General features: G+C 67.6%; 23 protein-coding genes. 14 read left to right on the forward strand and 9 right to left on the reverse strand.

The annotated features are described in order from the left end of the window. Positions 1-7: 7 nt before the first annotated feature. Complete coding sequence (locus ACQHI0_RS23265) at positions 8-1,198, reverse strand: exonuclease SbcCD subunit D (protein ID WP_427903948.1); 1,191 nt, start codon at positions 1,196-1,198, stop codon at positions 8-10. 201 nt (positions 1,199-1,399) lie between these two features. Between ACQHI0_RS23265 and ACQHI0_RS23270 the strand changes: the two genes are divergently transcribed. Continuing rightward, positions 1,400-2,548, forward strand: coding sequence for a DNA recombination protein RmuC (locus ACQHI0_RS23270; protein ID WP_427903949.1), 1,149 nt, complete (start codon positions 1,400-1,402; stop codon positions 2,546-2,548). Positions 2,549-2,599: 51 nt separating this feature from the next. Then, positions 2,600-3,460 carry a DUF6542 domain-containing protein gene (locus tag ACQHI0_RS23275; protein ID WP_427903950.1) on the forward strand — a complete coding sequence of 287 codons (861 nt, stop codon included), beginning with the start codon at positions 2,600-2,602 and terminating at the stop codon, positions 3,458-3,460. A gap of 110 nt (positions 3,461-3,570) precedes the next feature. Here ACQHI0_RS23275 and ACQHI0_RS23280 read toward each other — a convergent pair whose 3' ends face one another. Next, positions 3,571-4,587 carry a 4-hydroxy-3-methylbut-2-enyl diphosphate reductase gene (locus tag ACQHI0_RS23280; protein ID WP_427903951.1) on the reverse strand — a complete coding sequence of 339 codons (1,017 nt, stop codon included), beginning with the start codon at positions 4,585-4,587 and terminating at the stop codon, positions 3,571-3,573. A 114-nt stretch (positions 4,588-4,701) separates the two neighbouring features. On the opposite strand from ACQHI0_RS23280, the gene ACQHI0_RS23285 reads away from it, so the two are divergent. From ACQHI0_RS23285 to ACQHI0_RS23300, 4 genes are all read left to right on the forward strand, one after another. Further along, positions 4,702-5,289, forward strand: a complete 588-nt coding sequence (locus tag ACQHI0_RS23285; RefSeq protein WP_427903952.1) for a lipid droplet-associated protein — start codon at positions 4,702-4,704, stop codon at positions 5,287-5,289. Between the two features lie 89 nt (positions 5,290-5,378). Continuing rightward, a complete protein-coding gene (gene xseA / locus ACQHI0_RS23290) occupies positions 5,379-6,665 on the forward strand; it encodes an exodeoxyribonuclease VII large subunit (protein WP_427903953.1) in 1,287 nt (428 codons plus the stop codon). Next, positions 6,662-6,922 (forward strand): exodeoxyribonuclease VII small subunit, encoded by a 261-nt coding sequence (locus ACQHI0_RS23295; RefSeq protein ID WP_378638114.1) that lies wholly within the window; start codon positions 6,662-6,664, stop codon positions 6,920-6,922. The genes xseA and ACQHI0_RS23295 overlap by 4 nt, the downstream gene beginning before the upstream one ends. 126 nt (positions 6,923-7,048) lie before the next feature. After that, on the forward strand, positions 7,049-8,464 hold the full coding sequence (locus tag ACQHI0_RS23300) for an FAD-binding oxidoreductase (RefSeq protein WP_427903954.1): 1,416 nt from the start codon (positions 7,049-7,051) through the stop codon (positions 8,462-8,464). Position 8,465: 1 nt separating this feature from the next. Here ACQHI0_RS23300 and ACQHI0_RS23305 read toward each other — a convergent pair whose 3' ends face one another. Then, positions 8,466-9,032 (reverse strand): DUF4245 domain-containing protein, encoded by a 567-nt coding sequence (locus ACQHI0_RS23305; protein WP_427903955.1) that lies wholly within the window; start codon positions 9,030-9,032, stop codon positions 8,466-8,468. Between the two features lie 127 nt (positions 9,033-9,159). Between ACQHI0_RS23305 and glpX the strand changes: the two genes are divergently transcribed. Both glpX and ACQHI0_RS23315 read left to right on the forward strand, forming a co-directional pair. Then, positions 9,160-10,203, forward strand: coding sequence for a class II fructose-bisphosphatase (gene glpX, locus ACQHI0_RS23310; protein ID WP_427903956.1), 1,044 nt, complete (start codon positions 9,160-9,162; stop codon positions 10,201-10,203). Between the two features lie 162 nt (positions 10,204-10,365). Then, on the forward strand, positions 10,366-11,772 hold the full coding sequence (locus ACQHI0_RS23315; protein ID WP_427903957.1) for a class II fumarate hydratase: 1,407 nt from the start codon (positions 10,366-10,368) through the stop codon (positions 11,770-11,772). Between the two features lie 81 nt (positions 11,773-11,853). Here the strand turns inward: ACQHI0_RS23315 and ACQHI0_RS23320 are convergent, their stop codons facing one another. From ACQHI0_RS23320 to ACQHI0_RS23330, 3 genes are all read right to left on the reverse strand, one after another. Next, positions 11,854-12,708: an acyl-ACP desaturase gene (locus ACQHI0_RS23320; RefSeq protein WP_427903958.1), complete on the reverse strand. Its 855-nt coding sequence runs from the start codon at positions 12,706-12,708 to the stop codon at positions 11,854-11,856. Positions 12,709-12,799: 91 nt separating this feature from the next. Further along, entirely contained in the window at positions 12,800-13,423 is a 624-nt protein-coding gene (locus ACQHI0_RS23325; RefSeq protein ID WP_427903959.1) for an LGFP repeat-containing protein, read from the reverse strand. Positions 13,424-13,607: 184 nt separating this feature from the next. After that, positions 13,608-14,987, reverse strand: coding sequence for a PhoH family protein (locus ACQHI0_RS23330; protein WP_427903960.1), 1,380 nt, complete (start codon positions 14,985-14,987; stop codon positions 13,608-13,610). Positions 14,988-15,294: 307 nt separating this feature from the next. Between ACQHI0_RS23330 and ACQHI0_RS23335 the strand changes: the two genes are divergently transcribed. Further along, positions 15,295-15,567, forward strand: coding sequence for a hypothetical protein (locus ACQHI0_RS23335; protein WP_427903961.1), 273 nt, complete (start codon positions 15,295-15,297; stop codon positions 15,565-15,567). On the opposite strand, the gene ACQHI0_RS23340 is transcribed toward ACQHI0_RS23335, so the two are convergent. Beyond that, positions 15,568-15,987 (reverse strand): limonene-1,2-epoxide hydrolase family protein, encoded by a 420-nt coding sequence (locus tag ACQHI0_RS23340; RefSeq protein ID WP_427903962.1) that lies wholly within the window; start codon positions 15,985-15,987, stop codon positions 15,568-15,570. Between the two features lie 39 nt (positions 15,988-16,026). After that, positions 16,027-16,740, reverse strand: coding sequence for a TetR/AcrR family transcriptional regulator (locus tag ACQHI0_RS23345; RefSeq protein ID WP_427903963.1), 714 nt, complete (start codon positions 16,738-16,740; stop codon positions 16,027-16,029). A 107-nt stretch (positions 16,741-16,847) separates the two neighbouring features. On the opposite strand from ACQHI0_RS23345, the gene ACQHI0_RS23350 reads away from it, so the two are divergent. From ACQHI0_RS23350 to ACQHI0_RS23370, 5 genes are all read left to right on the forward strand, one after another. Next, entirely contained in the window at positions 16,848-18,032 is a 1,185-nt protein-coding gene (locus ACQHI0_RS23350) for an FAD-dependent monooxygenase (RefSeq protein ID WP_427903964.1), read from the forward strand. Between the two features lie 109 nt (positions 18,033-18,141). Beyond that, the gene (locus tag ACQHI0_RS23355; protein WP_427903965.1) at positions 18,142-18,804 is read left to right on the forward strand and encodes a Uma2 family endonuclease; all 663 of its coding nucleotides are present in this window, start codon (positions 18,142-18,144) and stop codon (positions 18,802-18,804) included. A gap of 61 nt (positions 18,805-18,865) precedes the next feature. After that, positions 18,866-19,489, forward strand: a complete 624-nt coding sequence (locus ACQHI0_RS23360; RefSeq protein ID WP_427903966.1) for a Uma2 family endonuclease — start codon at positions 18,866-18,868, stop codon at positions 19,487-19,489. An 87-nt stretch (positions 19,490-19,576) separates the two neighbouring features. Further along, entirely contained in the window at positions 19,577-19,846 is a 270-nt protein-coding gene (locus ACQHI0_RS23365) for a hypothetical protein (RefSeq protein WP_427903967.1), read from the forward strand. Then, entirely contained in the window at positions 19,729-20,256 is a 528-nt protein-coding gene (locus tag ACQHI0_RS23370) for a type II toxin-antitoxin system VapC family toxin (RefSeq protein WP_427903968.1), read from the forward strand. Before ACQHI0_RS23365 ends, ACQHI0_RS23370 begins: the two co-directional genes overlap by 118 nt. A 74-nt stretch (positions 20,257-20,330) precedes the next feature. Here ACQHI0_RS23370 and ACQHI0_RS23375 read toward each other — a convergent pair whose 3' ends face one another. Next, positions 20,331-20,603 carry a helix-turn-helix domain-containing protein gene (locus ACQHI0_RS23375; RefSeq protein WP_427909274.1) on the reverse strand — a complete coding sequence of 91 codons (273 nt, stop codon included), beginning with the start codon at positions 20,601-20,603 and terminating at the stop codon, positions 20,331-20,333. Positions 20,604-21,006: the final 403 nt, after the last annotated feature.

Consider the following 21,006-nt stretch of genomic DNA (forward strand, 5'->3'; position numbering starts at 1 on the left):
GCCGGATTCAAGCGACAGCGTCCGCGGCGTCGACCGACTCCCCGGTGCCGGATTCGCGGACCGGATCGGTGTCGCGGACCGCCGCCTCGAGCGCCCGCTCCACCCATGCCATCTCCCCCTCGCTCGGTGTGCCACGTACGTCGGTCAGAAAACTCGCCGCGACCTCGGCATCGCGGCGGCCGTGTACCCGCTCGCGATAGCGCAATTCCGGGCTACCTTCGGGCCGAGCCCATTCCACGTGCACCGCGTGCGGGAATCGCTCGCGCAGCTTACGCATCGGGTCCACCGGGCGGGTGGTGTCGGTGAGCGTGGCCGACACGTAATGCTCTTCGGCCGCCGCGTATTCGGCGTCGCCGAGCAGGGATTCGATGGTGCCGGTGAGCCTGCTCAGCCCGCGCACCAGCGGCAGCTCCTGGCGGCGCACCGCGGCCAGTCCCGAGGCATCGAGGTCGACGATCCACACGGCTTTTCGATGCGAGGCTTCCCCGAACGAATACGGCAACGGGGATCCGCTGTAGCGCACCGACTCCGACAGCGTCTGCGGTGAATGCAGGTGGCCGAGCGCAACATAGTCGATGCCGTCGAAGGCTGACATCGACACTGTCTCCACGCCGCCCACCGAGATCGACCGCTCCGAACCCGTGGCCTCGCCGCCGATCACGAACGCGTGCGCCAGCACCACCGTGCGCGTGCCGGACCTGGCGGCGAGATCGGCACGAATCCGCTCCATCGCGGCATCGAGGATCTCCGCGTGCGAATGCGCCTGTGGCACACCGAGTTCGGTGCGGGTGATCTCCGGTTCGAGATAGGGGATCGCGTAGAACGCCACGTCACCGTGGGTATCGGCCAGCACGATCGGGCGGTCCGCATCGGCGACTCTCGTGCACAGGTGCAGCCCACCGGCCGCGGCGAAGCTGGCGCCCGCACCGAGTCGAGCGGGCGAATCGTGATTGCCCGAGGTGGCGATGATCGTCGCGCCCGCCGCCCGGATCGCCTCGAATCCGCGATTGCAGACCCCGATGGCATCGGCATTGGGGATGGAGCGGTCGTAGATGTCGCCGGGCACCACCACCACGTCCACGGATTCGCGCACGACCAGTTCCGCGATCGCGGTGAGCACGCGCGCCTGATCGGCCAGCAGGTCGACACCGTGAAAGGTGCGCCCGATGTGCCAGTCGGAGGTGTGCAGGATCCGCATGTCGCGAACCGTAGGGCACACCCCCGACAGAATTCAATCGACGCACCACACGCGTGTAATTCACCGGCGTGGCGCACACACCGGCCGAATGTTCGGCCTGCGGCGGATAGTGCGCACCCGTCCGTGGTGCATCCGCCGCGGAATTGCCCGGTTTGCCGGGGAATTGCGAACTTGTCGGTGGCCTCGGGCAGTATCGCCGCCATGACCGCTTCGATGCTCGTCGCGCTCGTCCTGGTATTCGCCGCAGGCTTCGGTCTCGGCTGGTTGGGCCACTCCGCCCGTGGTGGGCAACGCGCCGCCACCGCGGAGGCTCGGCTCGCGGCGGCCGGGGACAATCAACGGTTGCTGCAGCAGTCGCTGCACTCGGCCAACGAGGATGCGGCGCGCAGGCATTCGGCCGCGATCGGCGCGATGGTCGATCCGCTGCGCGACGCGGTCGGGGCATTGGAACAGCAGATCAGGCAGGTCGAGCACCACCGGATCGATGCGTATTCGGGCTTGCGCGAGCAGGTCGCAGGCATGCAGCGCACCTCGCATCGACTCTCCGATCAGACCGGTCAGCTGGTCGCCGCGTTGCGTGCGCCGCAGGTGCGCGGCCGGTGGGGTGAGATCCAGCTGGAGCGGGTGGTCGAACTCGCCGGGATGACCCGGCACTGCGATTTCGACACCCAGGTATCCAGGTCCGGCGGCGACGATCGCGGCGTGGTCCGGCCCGACATGGTGGTGCGGCTGGCCGGTGGCCGCCACATCGTCGTCGACGCCAAGGTGCCGTTCTCGGCGTATCTGGAGGCGGCGACCACCGACGACCCCAGCGCGCGCACCCAATTATTGGCCCGCCACGCCAAGCACCTGCGCGCCCACGTCGACCAATTGGCCGACAAGGCGTACTGGGCGGCATTCGACCCGGCGCCGGAATTCGTCGTGCTGTTCGTGCCCGGCGACCCGTTCCTCGATGCCGCGCTCACCACCGATGCCGAGCTGCTGGAGTACGCGTTCGGGCGGAACGTGATCCTGGCAACCCCCACTACCTTGATCGCGCTGCTCCGCACTGTGGCGTTCAGCTGGCGACAGGAAGCGCTCTCGCGCGATATGGCAACGGTGCAGCAACTGGGCAAGGAGCTCTACACCAGGGTGGGCAAGGTCGCCGAACATCTGGACAATCTGGGCGTGAATCTCGGTAAGGCCGTAGCTGCTTTCAACGCGACAGTGGGCTCGGTGGAGTCACGCGTGATGGTCACCGCGCGCCGGATGCACGATCTCGGGATCGCCGATCAGGAGCTCCCGGCAATCCGGCTCACGGAGTCCCGACCGCGGGTGGTGGCCTTAGCGGACGCTGAGGATCGCATCTGAGATCCCCGTGCCGTGGCGCCTACGGGGCCGATGTGCAGTTAGTGTCATAGTGTGGCTGCTTCCCAACGTGCGCGACCCCGGGTGCCCGCGCCGCAACGTTCGATCGTGCCCTCGGTACCCGGCATCCCCGCCTGGGCCGCGATTCTGGTCGCCGTCGGTGCGACGGGCGTCGGGTTCCTGATCGACGCGTTCGGCGGTGAAACCCTGCCGACCGGCACGTTCTCGGCGCTGTATGTGCTCGGCTGTGTGCTCGCCGTCTGCGCGGTGCGCTTTCGCGGCCTGTTCTCGACCATGGTGATGCCGCCACTGCTGCTGTTCGTCGCGGTGCCGGTGGCCTGCCAGCTGCTGGGTGGGCGCGCCACCTTCTCGATCAAAGAAGTCCTGATCAACCTGATCATCCCGCTGGTGGAGCGCTTCCCGACGATGGCGCTGGCGACCGTGCTGGTCCTGGCGATCGGTGGAGCCAGGATCGCGATCGCCAAGCGCACGCCCCAGGCGGCCCGACCCGGTGCGTCGGAGCGTCGCGGCAAACCCAAGACCGAACGCCAGCCGGCCAAACGCCGTCGCCCCGAATCGACCCCCGACCTCGCCACCGCCGCCCGCAAGCGACCACGCCGCGGCACCGCGGTCCTGGACGAGCCCGACACCGAGGTCGACATGGCAAGCCCGGCCCGCCGACCAGCCCGGCCCGCCGAACCGAAACGCGCCCCCGCAGCGGCCAGGCCACGCGAACCCAGAGCCGCACGCGGTGAACCCCGCCCCGCCCGCGCTGCCGCCGCCCCCCGCGAACCCGAACCGGCCCGCGTCCCGCGCCGCCGCGGCGAAGCACCCCCGCACCCGCAGCCGAACGTGCGCTACCGCGACCGCGCCGACTCAGCCCGCACAGAACGCCGCCGCCCGGACAACGTCTGAGGCTCGCCCGCCTCCCCGCGACTCGAGGTCAGACCGAGTTGCGGGGAGATTTGCGTTGGCCAGGCGATGGATGTGGCTCGGTCAGCCCATACCCGGTGAGTGAGCAGGTCTCAGCTCTGGGCGGTGTCCCTGCGCGCGGCACGGAGTTCGCGGGGCAGGGAGAAGACCAGCGTTTCGTTGGCTGTGGTCACCGGCTGTACCTCGCCGAAGCCGTGTTCGGCCAGCAGGTCGAGTACCCCGGTCACCAGGATCTCCGGCACCGAGGCACCGGAGGTGATGCCGATCGTCTGCACACCTTCGAGCCAGGCCAGGTCGACCTCGCGGGCGTAGTCGACCAGGTACGACGCCTTCGCACCGGCACCGAGTGCCACCTCGACCAGTCGCACCGAGTTGGACGAGTTGCGCGAACCGACCACGATCACCAGATCGCATTCGGGCGCCATCGCCTTGACCGCGGTCTGGCGGTTGGAGGTCGCGTAGCAGATGTCGTCGCTCGGCGGGTCCTGCAGCGTGGGGAACCGTTCGCGCAGCCGCTCGACGGTCTGCATGGTCTCGTCCACCGACAGCGTGGTCTGCGACAGCCAGATCACCTTCGACGGGTCGCGCACGGTCACCTTGTCCACCGAGTCGGGCCCGTCGACCAGCTGCACGTGTTCGGGCGCCTCACCGGCGGTGCCCTCGACTTCCTCGTGGCCCTCGTGGCCGATCAGCAGGATGTCGTAGTCGTCGCGGGCGAAGCGCTTGGCTTCCTGGTGCACCTTGGTGACCAGCGGGCAGGTGGCGTCGATGGTGCGCAGGTTTCGTTCGGCGGCGGTCTCGTGCACGATCGGCGCGACACCGTGCGCGGAGAACACGACCAGCGCGCCCTCGGGCACCTCGTCTGTCTCGTCGACGAAGATCACGCCCTGCTCACGCAGCGTTTCCACCACGTGGCGGTTGTGCACGATCTCCTTGCGCACATAGACGGGGGCGCCGTGTTTCTCCAGCGCCTTCTCCACGGTCTCGACGGCGCGGTCGACGCCTGCGCAGTAGCCGCGCGGCTCGGCAAGCAGCACGCGCTTGCCACCGGCAGCCTTCGCGCCCGCGGAGCGCGTGATACCGACGTTCAAGGGAATTGCCGAGGTCATATCCCACAGCTTACGTGCGCGCGACGGGCCGGATCAGGTCGGATCAAGGGGCGAAAGTCACACAACCGGGGTGTGGACCTTTGCATCACACCCGGTTTGGGGCAGGCTGGGGGCATGTTTCGACCTCCGTTCCTGGCCAGGGTGGCCGCCGGCGCCGCCGTGTATGCCTTAGAAGAGACCCGGCGACTGCCCGTCGCCGCGGTCAATTTCCCGATCACCGCGCTCAGTCGCGTGCTGCAGACCACCATGCATGTGCAGCAGTTCGTGACCAGCCTCGCGCTCAAGGGTGACGGTGTGTTCGAACGGCTGGGTTCGGCGCCTGCCGAGCAGCCCGAGTGGGCCACCTTCGACGAGGACATCGCGCCCGCGCCCGCCACCAACGGCCACGCCAGCCGCTTCGACCTGTTCGAAGAGGCCCCGCAGACCAACGGCAAGGCCGTGCCCGCCTCGCTGCTGCTGCTCGAGACCGAGGACGAGGTCATCGAGCCGGCCGAGGAGCCCGCCGCGGAGGAGGTCGTCGCCCCCGAGGTCGCGATCCGCTACGACTACCCCGCGATGACCCTGGCCCAGCTGCGCGCCCGCCTGCGCATGCTCACCCTCGAAGAGCTCGGCCAGCTGCTGGCCTTCGAACAGCAGACCCGCGCCCGCGCCCCCTTCGTCACGATGCTCACCAACCGCATCGCCACGGTGCAGGCGAAGTAACCGGACTTCCGTCGAGGCGGCCGCGATCCGACACATCGGATCGCGGCCGTCTTTTTGGTTGTGTCGGTGGCCGCGCGTAGAACTGACTCATGACTCAGGACGGCGTCGCGCAGACCGGCGCTCCGGCCAATTCGGCGGAGCAGCCGTATCCGGTGCGCTCGGTCGCGGTGAAGGTCGCCCAGTGGATCGAGCGGCTCGGCAGCATCTGGGTGGAGGGGCAGGTCACCCAGATCAACGCGCGCCCGGGCACCCGCACCGCGTTCCTGGTGCTGCGCGATGCCTCGGTGGACATGTCGCTGTCGCTGACCTGCGATCCCGACCTGTTGCGCAGGCTGCCGGTGCCGTTGACCGAGGGCAGCCGGGTGGTCGTCTACGGCAAGCTGCAGTTCTTCACCGGGCGCGGCACGGTGTCGTTGCGGGTCACCGAGATTCGCGCCGTCGGCATCGGTGAGCTCCTGGCGCGGATCGAACGGCTCAAAGCCCTGTTGACGGCCGAGGGGCTGTTCGACGCTCGGCTCAAGCGGCCGCTGCCGTTCCTGCCCGCGACGATCGGGCTGATCACCGGACGGGCAAGCGCGGCCGAACGAGATGTCTTGTCCGTGGCCCAGAACCGTTGGCCCGCAGTCCGATTCGTCATCCGTAATACCGCGGTGCAGGGTCCGACCGCGGTGCCACAGATGCTCGAGGCCCTGGCCGAACTCGATCGCGACCCCGAGGTCGAGGTGATCGTGCTGGCGCGCGGCGGCGGCAGCGTCGAAGATCTGCTTGCCTTCTCCGACGAAGCCCTCTGCCGCGCGGTCGCCGCCGCGCGCACCCCGATCGTCAGCGCCATCGGCCACGAACCCGACAATCCCCTGCTCGACCTGGTCGCCGACCTGCGCGCGGCCACCCCCACCGACGCCGCCAAGCGCATCGTCCCCGACGCCGCCGCCGAACTGGCCGGGGTCCGTGAGATGCGCGCACGCTCGGCGGCCGCGCTGCGCGGCTGGGTCCAGCGCGAAGAGCACATCATCGCGCAGCTGCGATCGCGCCCCGTCCTCGCCGATCCCCTGCGCGAACTGACCCACCGCCACGACGAGCTGGAACGATTGCGCACCGCCGCGCGACGCACCGTCGAACAACTCCTGCGCGGCGAGTCGACGACCACCCTGCATCTGCGCGAGAAGCTCACCGCGGTGGGTCCGGCCGCCACGCTGGCCCGTGGCTACGCTGTCGTGCAGCGCGTCGCCGGTCCCGAACGCCATGTCGTTCGTTCGATCGACGACTCCCCCGCGGGAAGCCAGCTCCGCATCAGGGTCGCCGACGGAGCCGTCACCGCCGCGGCACTCGGTGCCAAACGACTGACGCCAGAGACCACCGACGAGAAGAGGAAGTGACCGTGGCCGACGCCGGTTCCGAGAACACCGCTGCCGACACCCTGGCCGAGATCGCGGCCTTCGGCTACGAACGCGCCCGCGACGAGCTCATCAACGTGGTGAAGATGCTCGAGCAGGGCGGCCTCGACCTGGACGACTCCCTGGTCCTGTGGGAACGCGGCGAAGCACTGGCCACCCGCTGCGAACAGCATCTCGCCGGGGCGCGCCGCCGGGTGGAGGACGCCCTGTCCCGCGCCGACCTCGACACCGCCGACTGAGTACGCGGACCGACATTCCGCTTTTACCGCCGCGAAACACCGGCCGGGCACGCTGTTGCACGGTCGGTCCGGCGAGGATCGCCCTGCGCGCGGCGCACGGAAAGTTCGAATGACGGAGTACGGCCGATGGCACCCACCGATTCGCTGACGAGCCTGCGCGCCGACCTGGGTCCCATCACGTTCTCCACCGACACCCGCAAGCTGCGCACCAAGAGCCGGGACCGGTTCGCCCAGAGCCCGGTCCTGCGAGACCTGTTGCGCGGGCGCAATGCCGAGATCTTCATCGCGCCACGTACCAAGGAAGAGCTGCGCACCGCGGTGGCCGCCTGCGCGCGTCATCGCATCCCGATCACCGTGCGCGGGGCCGGTTCCGGGCAGTTCGGTCAGGGTGTGCCGCTGCGCGGTGGCGCGGTGATCGATGTCACCGCTGTCGCCGGCGTCCTCGGCTGGCACGGCGAACCCGGCAGACGCCTGCCAACCAGCGTTCGCGCGCTCACCGGCACTGTCGTCGCCGATATCGACGCCGCGATCCGCCCGTCCGGCTGGGAGCTGCGGATGCACCCGTCGACCGCGCATCAGGCCACCGTCGGCGGCTACATCGCGGGCGGGCACGCGGGTATCGGCAGCTGCCGCTGGGGCATCCTGCGCGACACCGGCAACATCACCGCGCTGGAGGTGATGACGGTCGAGGAACACCCACGGCTGATCGAGTTGCGCGGGCGCGATGTGAACACCGTGCACCACGCGTACGGCGCGAACGGCATCATCACCGAGGTCGAGCTGCCGGTCGCCCCCGCCTGGGAATGGCACGAGCTGGTCGTCTCGTTCCCGGCGTTCGAACAGGCGGCCCGCTTCGCGGTCGACATCTCCCGCAGCGACGGCATTCTCACGAAAGTCGTTTCGCCCCAAGCGCATCCGCTCCCGCAGTACTTCCCCGAACTCGCCGGGCTGATTCCCGGCGGCGAGTCGATGGTGCTGCTGATGGCCGCCGTCCAGTCGGTGCCGAACGTGGAGGATCTGGTGCAGGACAACGGCGGCCGGATCCGCTACCGCTGCCTCGAGGGCAAGGGCAGCTACGGTGCGCCGCTCTACGAGTTCACCTGGGGCCATTCGATGCTGCGCTACCAGCGTCACAACGACAAGCTCACCGGGCTGATGGCACTGTTCCCACAGCGGGATCTGTACGAGTCGATCGTCGGCATCCACCGGGAATTCGCCGAGTTGGGGCCGCTGCATGTGGAGATGAAGCGGATCGACGGCGGCCTGTCGTGTCAGGGCTCACCGGTCTTCGCCTTCGAGAGCCAGGAGCACTTGGCGGCCACCACCGAGCGATTGCAGCGCGCGGGATTGTTCATCGCGAACTCGCACACACCCGTCCTCGGTGCGGGCGGAATGAAGCCGTGGGGCGCGAAGGAAGCCGCCGCCAAACGCGAATTCGACCCGTACGCCCTGCTGGCGCAGGGCAAGTCCGACGACGCCGAGGACGCGATCACCACCTCGACCGCGCTCCCCAACAGCGGCTGGTCCTACCGACTCAGCTGAGCTACTTCGCCAGTGGTGGAGCCGTCGTGATCGCCGTCGCGAGAGTGGTGAAGGCGGCTTCGTTACCCGCGCCGGTGATCAGGATCCGCACCCCTCCGAGGTCGGCGATCCAGCCGGTTTCCTCGGTCGGTTCGGAATAGACGACCCACTTCTGCCCGGCCACGTCCTGCGTCCCGGTCGGATACCGCGAGCCGAGCTCCTGGCGCGACAGGGCCTCCTCGGCGGCATCGGTCTGCGAATACCGCATGTAGGTGCCCTGCGGCGTGATGTAGCCGACCGTGCTCACCGCGGCGCCACCCGCGGCGGCGATGGTGTCGCGGCTGCCCGAGTTCGACACCCAGCCCGCGGGCAGGGTCGGGTTGCGGATCGGGAACGACAGCGTTTTCGCGTCGGATGTCAGCGCGGCGTCGGCGTCGAAATGCGGGATCTGACCCTGCGTCGGGCCGTTGGTCGCCACCGAGCACTGGCTCGCGACCCCGGCCAAGACCACCGCGGCCAGCACCAACGGGATCAACGACCAGAACAGATCGCGGTAGTCGTTGAAAATGCGGTGCTTGGTCTGTGCCACGCCTACCAGTATCCACTCGGGCCATGACCAGGCCGCTCAGGGGTCATCGCAGGAGGTCGTGCACGAGCGTGCCGTTTCGAAATGCGACAATGCCCCCGTAACACCAACGCCAAGGAGGCACTCCGCAATGACGCCCACCTCGCCCGCCCCCAGCCGCCGCGAGGCACCTGATCGCAACCTCGCACTCGAGCTGGTCCGCGTCACCGAGGCAGGCGCGATGGCGAGCGGCCGTTGGGTCGGCCGCGGCGACAAGGAAGGTGGCGACGGCGCGGCCGTCGACGCCATGCGTCAGCTCGTCAGCTCGGTCTCGATGAAGGGCATCGTCGTCATCGGCGAAGGCGAGAAGGACGAAGCGCCGATGCTCTACAACGGTGAGCTCGTCGGCGACGGCACCGGCCCCGAGGTCGACTTCGCGGTCGACCCGGTCGACGGCACCACCCTGATGTCGAAGGGCTCCCCCGGCGCCATCTCCGTGCTGGCGGTCGCCGAGCGCGGCGCCATGTTCGACCCGTCCGCGGTGTTCTACATGCACAAGATCGCCGTCGGCCCCGACGCCGCGGGTTCGATCGACATCAACGCCCCGATCGGCGACAACATCCGCAACGTCGCCAAGGCCAAGCACCTGTCGGTCTCCGACCTGACGGTGTGCATCCTGGACCGTCCCCGCCACGCGGAAACCATCCAGCAGGTCCGCGACGCGGGTGCGCGCATCCGGCTCATCTCCGACGGTGACGTCGCAGGCGCGATCGCCGCGGCGCGTCCCGAGTCCGGCGTCGACATCCTGGTCGGCATCGGCGGCACCCCCGAGGGCATCATCGCCGCCGCCGCGCTGCGTTGTCTCGGCGGTGAGATGCAGGGCAAGCTCGCCCCGAAGGACGATGAAGAGCGACAGAAGGCCATCGACGCGGGCCACGACCTGGACCGGGTGCTCTCGACCACCGACCTGGTCTCCGGCGAGAACGTGTTCTTCTGCGCGACCGGCGTCACCGACGGTGACCTGCTGCGCGGCGTCCGCTACTTCCCCGGCGGCGCCTCGACCCAGTCCATCGTGATGCGGTCCAAGTCGGGCACCGTCCGCATGGTCGACGCCTACCACCGCCTGACGAAGTTGCGCGAGTTCTCCTCGGTCGACTTCGACGGCGACGACAGCGCGAACCCGCCGCTGCCCTGACACAGGCGGCCGGGGCCGCGGGTTCGCGGCCCCGAGGGCTCGTAAGACTCGCCTGTGGTGGTCTCCGCTGTGGTTGCCCTTCGATGTATTCCCGCGGGCGGTGTGGGAATCGCCGCTGGTGTGGGGCCACCATTCGCGACGTTCTCGTCCTAGTGTCGAACTATGGCTGACGACGACGGGCAGTACCGGATCGAACACGACACTATGGGGGAGGTTCGCGTCCCCGTCGATGCGCTCTGGCGGGCGCAGACCCAGCGGGCGGTCGAGAACTTCCCGATCAGCGGGCGCGGGCTCGAGCGTGCCCAGATCCGGGCGCTCGGTCTGCTGAAAGCCGCGTGCGCGCAGGTCAACAAGGATCTGGGTCTGCTCGATCCGGTCAAGGCCGACGCGATCATCGCGGCGGCGGGCGAGATCGCGAACGGCGAGCACGATGACCAATTCCCGATCGACGTGTTCCAGACCGGTTCGGGCACCAGCTCGAACATGAACGCCAACGAGGTGATCGCCTCGATCGCCGCGCGCGACGGCATGACCGTGCACCCCAACGACGACGTGAACATGTCGCAGTCCTCCAACGACACTTTCCCCACCGCCACGCACCTGGCCGCCACCGAGGCCGTGATCACCGATCTCGTTCCCGCACTGGAACATCTGCGCCTTGCCCTGCTCGACAAGTCGCAGCAGTGGCGCACCGTGGTGAAGTCGGGCCGCACCCACCTGATGGACGCGGTGCCGGTGACCCTCGGCCAGGAGTTCGGCGGCTACACCCGCCAGATCGCCGCTGGCATCGAACGCGCGATGGCGACCCTGCCGCGCCTCGGCGAGCTGCCGATCGGCGGCACCGCGGTGGGCACCGGGCTCAACGCGCCCGCCGGATTCGGCGCGAAGGTTGTCGCGGAACTGGTGCGTACCACCGGGATCGACGCGCTGCGCGAAGCACACGACCACTTCGAGGCTCAGGCCGCGCGCGACGGACTGGTCGAGGCCTCCGGCGCGCTGCGCACCATCGCGGTCAGCCTGACCAAGATCGCCAACGACATCCGCTGGATGGGTTCGGGCCCGCTGACCGGGCTCGGCGAATTGCAGCTGCCGGACTTGCAGCCCGGCAGTTCGATCATGCCCGGCAAGGTGAATCCCGTTCTGCCCGAGGCGGTTACGCAGGTCGCGGTGCAGGTGGTCGGCAACGACGCGGCGATCGCGTTCGGCGGGGCGAGTGGGGCGTTCGAGCTCAATGTCTACATCCCCGTGATGGCCCGCAACCTGCTCGAGTCGATTCGCCTGCTGGCCAACGTATCTCGCCTGTTCGCCGACAAGTGCGTGAGCGGCCTGGTCGCCAACGAGGAGCACCTGCGCACCCTCGCCGAGTCGTCGCCGTCGATCGTCACCCCGCTCAACTCGGCCATCGGTTACGAGGAAGCGGCCGCCGTCGCCAAACAGGCACTGCGCGAGAAGAAGACGATCCGCCAGACCGTCATCGACCGCGGCCTCGTCCCGGACAAGCTCTCACTCGAAGAGCTCGACCGCAAGCTCGACGTACTGGCAATGGCCGACGTCGACCGGGCTCAATAGAACGGAACCTGGCCACGCACCCCCGACCTCGAGGAGGGCGTTCGCGGCCGGGTCGCCGGTCAGGTGCCGCGGCGCCAGCCGCTATTGATACAGAGCGAGTTCCGCGCGGGCCTTTTCGCCCTCTTCGCTGAAATCGGTGCGGGAGAAGATGTTCCAGCGCTTCAGCAGCGGCTTGAACACCAGCTCGCCCTCCTTCGCGGGATCGTAGATCCCCGCCTCGGCCAGCGCCTCGTCACTCGAACCACCACCGGGCAGATCCACGTGCGGCACCCGGAAATCGGCGACCCGGTCGGCGATCGCGCGCACGGCCTGATCGGGAACCAGATCCAGGGCGGCGGCGACGAGCACGGCGAAGAACTCGGCCTGCAGTTCGTCGTCGGCGGCCAGCTTCTCGGCCATCGCGGTGACGATCGGGTTCTCGCCGAGCGCGGCGGTGTTGCGATGCCGGATCGCGGCGGCGACCTCTTCGAACGCACAGGTGGCCAGCACGTCGATCAGGTGCATCGGGGGCCGGTTGAAACCGTCGGTCATGTGCTGCATCCGGGCCCGCTCGAGCGCGACCGGGTCCACCGCGCGGGTGAGCATGAGGTAGTTGCGGATCATGATCTCGTGGCGGTTCTCCTCCGCCGTCCACCGGCCGACCCAGCGCCACCAGGGACCGGTGCGCAGGTGCTTGCCGAGCTCACGGTGGTAGGACGGCAGATTGTCGGCCACCAGGACGCTCACGGTCAGTGCGAGCCGCGCGGTATCGCTGAGCTCGGACTGTTCCGGAGTCCAGTCCTCGCCGCCGAGGAAGGCGAAGTTGCGCCCGTCCGCCCACGGCACTTGCTCGTGCGGCTGCCAGCCGTCGGCCAGGTCGATGTGGCGACGCAGGTTCAGTTCCACCTCGTCCGCGAGCGAATCCAGCAGCTCGCGATCGGTCAAAGTTTTCTGCACCCCGACAACCTAGTACCTCCTCCGCGAGCGCGGGGACCTACGGGGTGAACCCGGGTCCCCGCGCTGAGCGGAAGGCAACGCTGAGCTGGTATTACTTCGGGGTCACCGTGGTCTCGCCGTTGACCCAGGTGATGGTGCCACCGGTGAAGTCGCTCTGCTTGCCGCCGGTGATGTCCTTCTCGTCGCTGGTCGGGTAGCCCAGCGTGCCGTTGGCGCCGCCGTTCTCCTCCCACGCCTCGCGGATATCGCCCCACACGATGTGGGCGCCGGAATCCTTGCTCCAGTAGACGGTGCCGCCGGTGAAGTCCTGGTACTCGCCACCGTTGGGGCCGGCTTCCTGGGCTTCTTCCGGTGCGCCGAGCGGGCTGTTCGCGCCGCCGGCCGCCACGTACTTCTTGTACACCTCGCCGGAGACGGTGATGTCACCGTTCGGGGTGGAGATGGTGGTCGACTCGCCTGCCGCCCCGCCGGTGGCCGCGCCCGAGGTGGTCTCGGAGCCGGAGGTGGTTTCCGAACCGGGCGTGGTGGTCATCGCGTCCATGTCGTGCTCGGTGGTGGTCGCCCCGCCCGGGGCGCCGACCGCGGAGGTCACCGAGGCGACGGCGTCCTTGGCCTTGTCCTTGTCGTCGTCGCCGCAGCCCGCGGCGAGCAGTAGACCCGCCGCGGCCAGGACCGCGGCGCTTCCGGCAGCAGTACGTCGAGCGAAGTGGTTCATATCCATCCTCTCGCGAGTGGCTCCCTGGAGGGCACGCCCTCGGATGGAGCCTGGCCGACATCCGCAACGGCCCGGCGGAACAGCGTTCGCCGAGCCGTTGCTGGAATGGTGTCCTCGCGGATATTACCCACCGTTTGCGGTAATCAAACGGATTCGGGCCGTGACGCGGCCCGATTGCCGACGATTACGCGTTCGGTCCGTACTCCTCGAGCATCTCGGTCACCAGCGCCGCGATCGGCGAGCGCTCGCTGCGGGTGAGCGTGATGTGCGCGAAAAGCGGGTGACCCTTGAGCTTTTCGATCACCGCGGCCACCCCGTCGTGCCTGCCGACCCGCAGATTGTCGCGCTGGGCGACATCGTGGGTGAGCACCACCCGCGAACCCGTGCCAAGGCGGCTCAACACCGTGAGCAGCACATTGCGCTCGAGCGACTGCGCCTCGTCGACGATCACGAACGAATCGTGCAGCGACCGACCCCGAATGTGGGTCAGCGGCAGCACTTCGAGCATGTCGCGACTGAGCACCTCCTCGAGCACCTCGCGGCTGGCCAGCCCGTCGAGCGTGTCGAAGACGGCCTGAGCCCACGGGCCCATCTTCTCGCTCTCCGAACCGGGCAGATAGCCCAGTTCCTGCCCGCCCACGGCGTACAGCGGCCGGAACACGACCACCTTGCGCTGGGTCCGCCGCTCCAGCACCGCCTCGAGCCCGGCGGTCAGCGCCAGCGCCGACTTGCCGGTGCCCGCGCGCCCACCCATCGACACGATCCCGATGCTCTCGTCGAGCAGCAGGTCGAGTGCGATGCGCTGTTCGGCCGAACGCCCGTGCAGGCCGAAGGCCTCCCGCTCCCTGACCAGCTGGATCCGCTTGTCCGCGGTCACCCGGCCCAGCGCGCTCGAACTGCTGCCCAGCAACCGAACACCGGTGTGGCACGGCAACTCTCGCGCATCGTCGAGGTCGATCACCGAATCGGTGTAGAGCTGATCGATCTGCGAACCCGCGACATCGAGTTCCACCATCCCGCTCCAGCCGGAGGTCACCACATCCTGCGCGTGGTACTCGTCGGCCGACAACCCGACCGCGCTGGCCTTGACGCGCAGCGGGATGTCCTTCGACACCAGCACCACGTCCGCGCCCTCTGCTGAGAAGTTCAGCGCGCACGCCAGGATGCGGGAATCGTTGGTGTCGGAACGGAATCCGGCGGGCAGCACCGACGAATCGGTGTGGTTGAGCTCTACCTGCAGGGTGCCGCCTTCGGTGCCGATGGGCAGCGCCTGGTCGAGCCTGCCGTGCTGTACCCGCAGGTCATCGAGCATGCGCAGAGCTTCGCGAGCGAACCAGCCGAGCTCGTGGTGGTGCCGTTTCGCCTCCAACTCACTGATCACGACCAGGGGTAGGACCACACTGTGTTCCCCGAACCGGGTGACAGCCCAGGGATCCGACAGGAGTACAGAGGTGTCGACGACAAAAGTCTTGCGACCGGAACGTGAGGGGCGAGCCCCTTTCTTCGAGGCCGAGGCCGGGGCCGTGTGCTTCGCGGAAGCGGAAACGGAGCGTGCAGCAGTCACGGTGGGCTCCTTATGTGTTCGCACGGCACCCGCGCGAACGATCTCGCTGGACCGGTCCGTCCTTGTGGGCGTTCGACGCTGAGTCAACCGCCCCGAGGGCCAGGTGCCGGCCCTCTCGCACTGAGTAGCTCAGTCACGGTCAGGACCTCCCGTACGAATCACACCGACGCGACTCGCATCAACGACGCTACCGCCGAATTCGTGGCCGCGCTGCTGGACCGGCACACGTGTCCGTGAATTTGTCGTTAACCCGCACTGTCGCGCCGGATCCGGCACGTGTGCGCCGCCGAGCGCTAGAGTCGATGGCATGGCCGATGACCAGGATCTGGAGAAGCTGTCGTCGAAGGAACTGCACGATCGCGCGGTGAAGGCGGCCGTGCGCCACGGTGATGTGAAGTTCCTGTGGGAACTGCTCAAGTCGATTCCGGCGGCCCAGGCCGAGGCGGGCGATCTCGGCGAGAGCTCGGCCGACATCAAATACGTGGTGCCGATGATCGACGACTACATCCACGCAGGCGACGGCAAGCTGGCCGACGTGCTGCGACCCACCTACCTGGCCTACTTACGCAAGCACGAGTGATCAGCGCCCGGTGATCGCCTTCACCACGCCGACGACGGTGCCACGCAGGACATTGCCCTTGCTGAAGTGGTCGTCCCACAGCACGATTCGGCCGTCGCGCAGTTCGAAGGTGCCGCTCACCCAGAAGCCGATGCGCACCGGCCCGACGTGTAGGTAGTCGGTGCGGTCGGTGAGCACGATGTCGCCGTCGGCGGCGATGTGGTGCATGTCGGCGGAGAACCCGAGCTTCGGACGATCCAGGCCACGCAACAGTGTGGCGACCCGATTCTTGCCGCGCACGGTCGGCAGCGAGGCGTTCTTCCAGACGATCTCGGGATCGAGGAGATCGAGCGCCTCGTCGATCACGCCGAGTTCGAGCGCGCCGAAGAATTCACGGACGATGGTGACGGCGGGCTCCGGCAGTTCCGGCTGGTCGGTCATGGGTCTGAGCCTAGGGCCCGGATCGCGGCGGGACCAGGGTCAGTTTCGCCGGCCGATCAGGACGGCGAGTCCGTCGAGGATGCGCTCGACGCCGAAACGCAGGGCATCGCTCGGCCCACTCTTGCCCGCCGGGGTGGCGGCTTCCTCGGCGAAGGCCGCGCGCACCTCGGGGTAGCGGTCCGCCGCAGCGGTCATCATCGCGGTGAACTGCTCGGTGAACTGCAGCTCCCCGTTCTCGCCCATCGAGGAGACCTGCTGGGCGAGGCTGCGGGCGTGGCCGTTGAGCAGGACGATCGTGTCGAGCTTCTCCGAGCCGGTCAAGCCGGTGCCCGCCAGTGCGGTGAGGGCGGCTTCGGTCCAGCCCATCTCGTTCGGGCCCATGGGGCGCACGCCGATGGTGAGCTCGATCGCCCACGGGTGGGCTCGGTAGCGAGCGAAGAGCGCTTCGCCCCAGTTCCGCAGGCCGGCTCGCCAGTCCTGGTGCACGCCCGCGGCATTCGGCGGTTCGCCCATCGCCGCGTCGAGCATCAACGCGGTCAGTTGCTCTTTGCCGGGGACGTACCGGTACAGCGACATCTTGGTGAAGCCGAGCCGTTCGGCCAGCCGCTGCATCGACAACGCGGACAACCCTTCGGCGTCGACCAGCGCGATGGCCTCGGCGACGATCCCGTCGAGGGTGAGCGCGGGTTTGGGCCCGCGTTTGGGGCGCTGCGTGGTCCCCCACAGCAGCTCGACGGTGGTCGGCGGCGGCATCTGTTCATCCTCTCGAAAATCGTCTTGACGTGAAACTGTGTCTACCATACTCTTATCTGCATCCCCCGGATACAGATTCCATCGGACACAGATTATCGGGAGTTGTCATGCGCACTGTTCTCATCTCCGGCGCCAGCGTCGCCGGCCCCGCCCTGGCCTACTGGCTGCACCGCTACGGCTTCTCCGTCACCGTCGCCGAGCGCGCCCCCGCCCTGCGCGCAGGCGGTCAGGCGGTGGATTTCAAAGGCAAGACCCACCTCACCGTGCTCGAACGGATGGGCATCCTCGACGAGGTTCGCGCCCGGCGCACGGGCACCACCGACGTGGTTTTCGTCGACGACGACGGACGCGAACTCGGCGTGATGTCGGGCGAATTCACCGGCGGCGACCTGGAGATCCTGCGCGGCGACCTGGCCGAGATCATGTACGACAAGACCGCCGACACCGTCGAATACCTCTTCGGCGAGACCATCACCGACCTGCACGACACCGGCGACGGCGTAGCTGTGAAATTCGCGAACAGCGCGCCGCGCACCTTCGACCTCGTGCTCGGTGCCGACGGAATCCATTCGCGGGTAAGGAAATTGGCCTTCGGCCCCGAAGCCGACTACGTGCGGCACCTCGGCTACTACTACTGCGTGGCAGGCGCGAGCCGCTGGAGCGACACGACCACCCCCCGCGACAAGGCGGCCGGCTACGCCCACAACACCCCCGGCAAACTCGCCATCGACGGCGGCCCCAAAGCCCAGCAGATGTACATGTTCGCCGCCCCCGAACTCGACTACCCCCGTGGCGATACCACCGCCCAGCGCCGCATCATCGCCGAAACCTTCGCCGACATGGGGTGGCACGCCCCCCGCATGCTCACCGACCTGGCCGACTTCGACGACATCTACCTCGACTCGATCAGCCAGGTCCGCATGAACGGCACCTACACCCGCGGCCGCGTAGCCCTGATCGGCGACGCCGCCTACGGAAACACCCTGGCAGGCTTCGGCACCGGCCTCGCCATCGTCGGCGCCTACGTTCTCGCGGGCGAACTTGTCTCTGCCGCAGGCGATCACGTCACCGCCTTCGACAACTACGGCCGAATTATGAAGCGCTACGCCAAAATCGCGGGCAACAGTAATGCGGGCCCCTTCCTCGCCCCGAAAACCGCCCTCGGAATCAAGGCCCGCAACTGGTTCCTCGGCTCCCGCCTCTTCACCCTGATGATGAAATACGGCGACAAGGCCGCCAACGACATCGACCTGATCGACTACCCAGCGCTGGTCGAGACCGCACCCACGTGAACTGAGCGTTGTCCACAATCGCGGAGTTATCCACAGAACCCCAGTTCACGACCGCCGACGATGCCGGGACCCGATATTCTGGGGACAACCTAGGAGGAGGTTGGCCGCAATGACCACCGCACAGGTTCGTGGACCCATGAAGATGCCCGATTCAGCCTTCGCGATGTGGGAGCGCGGTGAGCTCGACGAGTATCTGCATGTCCCGGATGGCAGTCGCGTCGAAATCATCGGGGGGGAAGTCGTTGTGTCACCTTGTCCAAGATTCGGCCACGGGCACGTGGTCCAGTCCATCACCGAGACCATCTACCGCGCGAAGGCCGCAGACGATCAGTTCCGGTGGCGACTGGGCACGAACGTCGACCTCAGCCTGGTCGAGATCCAGGACGGCTACGTCCCCGACCTGTTCCTACTCGACCGCGACACGCACGCCGCCCTCCTCGCCGCCGACTCACCCCGGGTATACCCCGCCCAGCTCGCACTGGCAGTGGAGGTGACATCCCCGTCCAACGCCGCCGACGACCGCCCTCCCGGCTTGCGCCCACGCCGCCGCCGCACCAAATGGAACGGCTACGCCGCCTCGGGCGTCCCCTTCTACCTTCTGATCGACCGCGATCCCCATGCCGGCTGCGCGACCCTGTTCTGGTCCCCCGATCGCCCAGCAGGCACTTACGACAACCACCGCCAGTGGAAATTCGGCGACCAGATCGAACTACCCGCCCCTTTTCACCTCACCCTCACTACCGACAGTTGGACGACATGGACAGAGGAGTGAAAGGGCAGTACAGAACACTCCCGCACCCGACCGACTGACGCGACTCGATAGGCTCCGCACCATGTCAGCGATCTTCGACTGGGCGCGGCCGGACAACATCCAGCCCGAGCCCATCACGCTCGACATCTGGCGCGAACTCACCGAAGAGTTCTGCCGCTTGGTGGAGATCGCCAACGGTGACGCCGTGCGCTGCGTATCACCGGCTCCGGTGCATCAGAAGGCCGTCCATCGACTGCTCACCATGTTCGAGGCAGCGGCCAAACGGCAGATGGTCGACGATCCATCGACTCGCCTCGATGCCGGCCACGACATCGATGTGGTGCTCTGGGAACTGCCCCGCGCCACGATCCGTCGCCCCGACATCGCCCTGTTCGAGTGCGTACCGTCCGAGATTCGACCGATGCCCGCCCGCCATCTGAAAATCGCCGCCGAGGTCATCTCACCGAGCCACGTAAAGACCGACCGACTCACGAAGATGAGCGAATACGCAGCCGCAGGCATCCCCTGGTACTGGCTGGTGAGCATCACCGACACCCGCGTCAGCTCCATCGAGACCTACGCCCTCGACCACGGCGTAGGCCACTACCGCCTCGCTCGAATCCTGAAGCCCGGCACCGCGTTCGCCGTCGAACTACCCATCCGAATCAACGTCGATTGGGACCAGCTGACCGACCTCGTGCTGTAGATCCACCGCAGGCCCTCCGCGTCAGCTATCAGTGACCTCACCTGCATGCTAACCTGTGCATGCACCCTAGGTCGACGGGAGGCCCCCATGGCAACTGTCCAGGTTCGCGACGTTCCCGATGATGTCGCTGCCATCATCGCCGAAAAGGCCAACGCTGAGCACAAGTCGGTGTCGGCCTATCTTCGGGATCTCATGGCGGCGGATGTCCAGCGGGAGCTGCAGCGCCGTGCCATCGCTCAATGGAATGCCGATCTGAAGCAGACACAGCAGAAGCTCGGGATCCCCGTCCGCTCCACCGTGTCGAGTGCCGACGTCGTCCGCGAAATCCGGGATGGCTACGACCGGGGCAGCGAGTGATCGTTGTAGACGCCACCATCTGGGTGGACCTATTGCGAGGAACCCTCCCATCCGGTTACAGCGACCGCATCGCGATCGCGGGGTGCGTATCAGCACCAAATGTCGATTTCGAGGTCGGATCGGCGCTGATCCGACTCGAGCGGCGCGGAGATCTCGAACCCGGTCAAGCCGAAGCCCTGATCACCGCATTCAGCGCCCATCCGGTCGACCGCGTCCGCGAGCCAGTCGACGCGGTCGAGGCCATCAGGATCCTCGACAACGCCACCTACGCCGACGCTTGGTACATCGCGATAGCCAAGCGCCGCGAGTTTCCACTGATGACGCTGGATGACGGTATGAAAGAAGCGGCCCGAATCCACGGCGTCGAACTGGTCGGCCCGCCCAATCCCGAACCCGACCAACCTGCCTGAATCGGCACCTGCCGCATACTCTGTCTGCTCACCGCAGCCAAGAACTGCACCCATGTGGGGTGACGCACTCGTCGTCAGCTCGCGCTTCGACCGAACATCACGTCGACGAGATCGGGCACCGTCGTGTCGAGCGCTTCGCTCAGCCCGATCAATGTTGACAGCCTCGGGTTCGCAGGCGCCTTCGTCTTACGGACACCCCACCCGTTTTCGAGCAGTTGGTAGTAGTTGCGGCTGATGCCCGCAGCGTTCGCCACTGCCTCCTGAGTGAGGCCTCTGGACTCGCGCAGGGCGGCCAGGTGCTGTCCCAAAATCGCCATGAGCTGCTTCTCAACGGCGGATTCGGACATCTCAATGAGGTTTCCGAGGCAGCGCTCTCGCGTCGACCATCTATAGATGGCATTATGTGCGCAGTCCGGATCAGGCCATCTACAGGTGGCCTTTCGTCGGGAACGCGCGATGGCTGAGTTGATCGAGCTCGCCGACGGCTGAGGGCAGCATATTCCTGGGGAGGGACCACGATGACCGAGCCGATTGCCAACCCGCTGTTTCCGTTCAACAACCTCGATCCGGCTGCGCTGATCCGGGTATTGAGTTCGAATCCGGCTGTCGCCGATGCTGTTTCGCGCACCCAGGCCGTCGATCAGGCGTTGCGCGACAAGCTCGCGGGTACCGACCCGGACTATGTGAAGACCCTCGACGACTTCAGCGGCTACAGCCACCAGGCGATCTACGACGGCGTGCACGGCACGA

The organism is Nocardia sp. FBN12, assembly GCF_050320175.1.
GTDB lineage: Bacteria > Actinomycetota > Actinomycetes > Mycobacteriales > Mycobacteriaceae > Nocardia.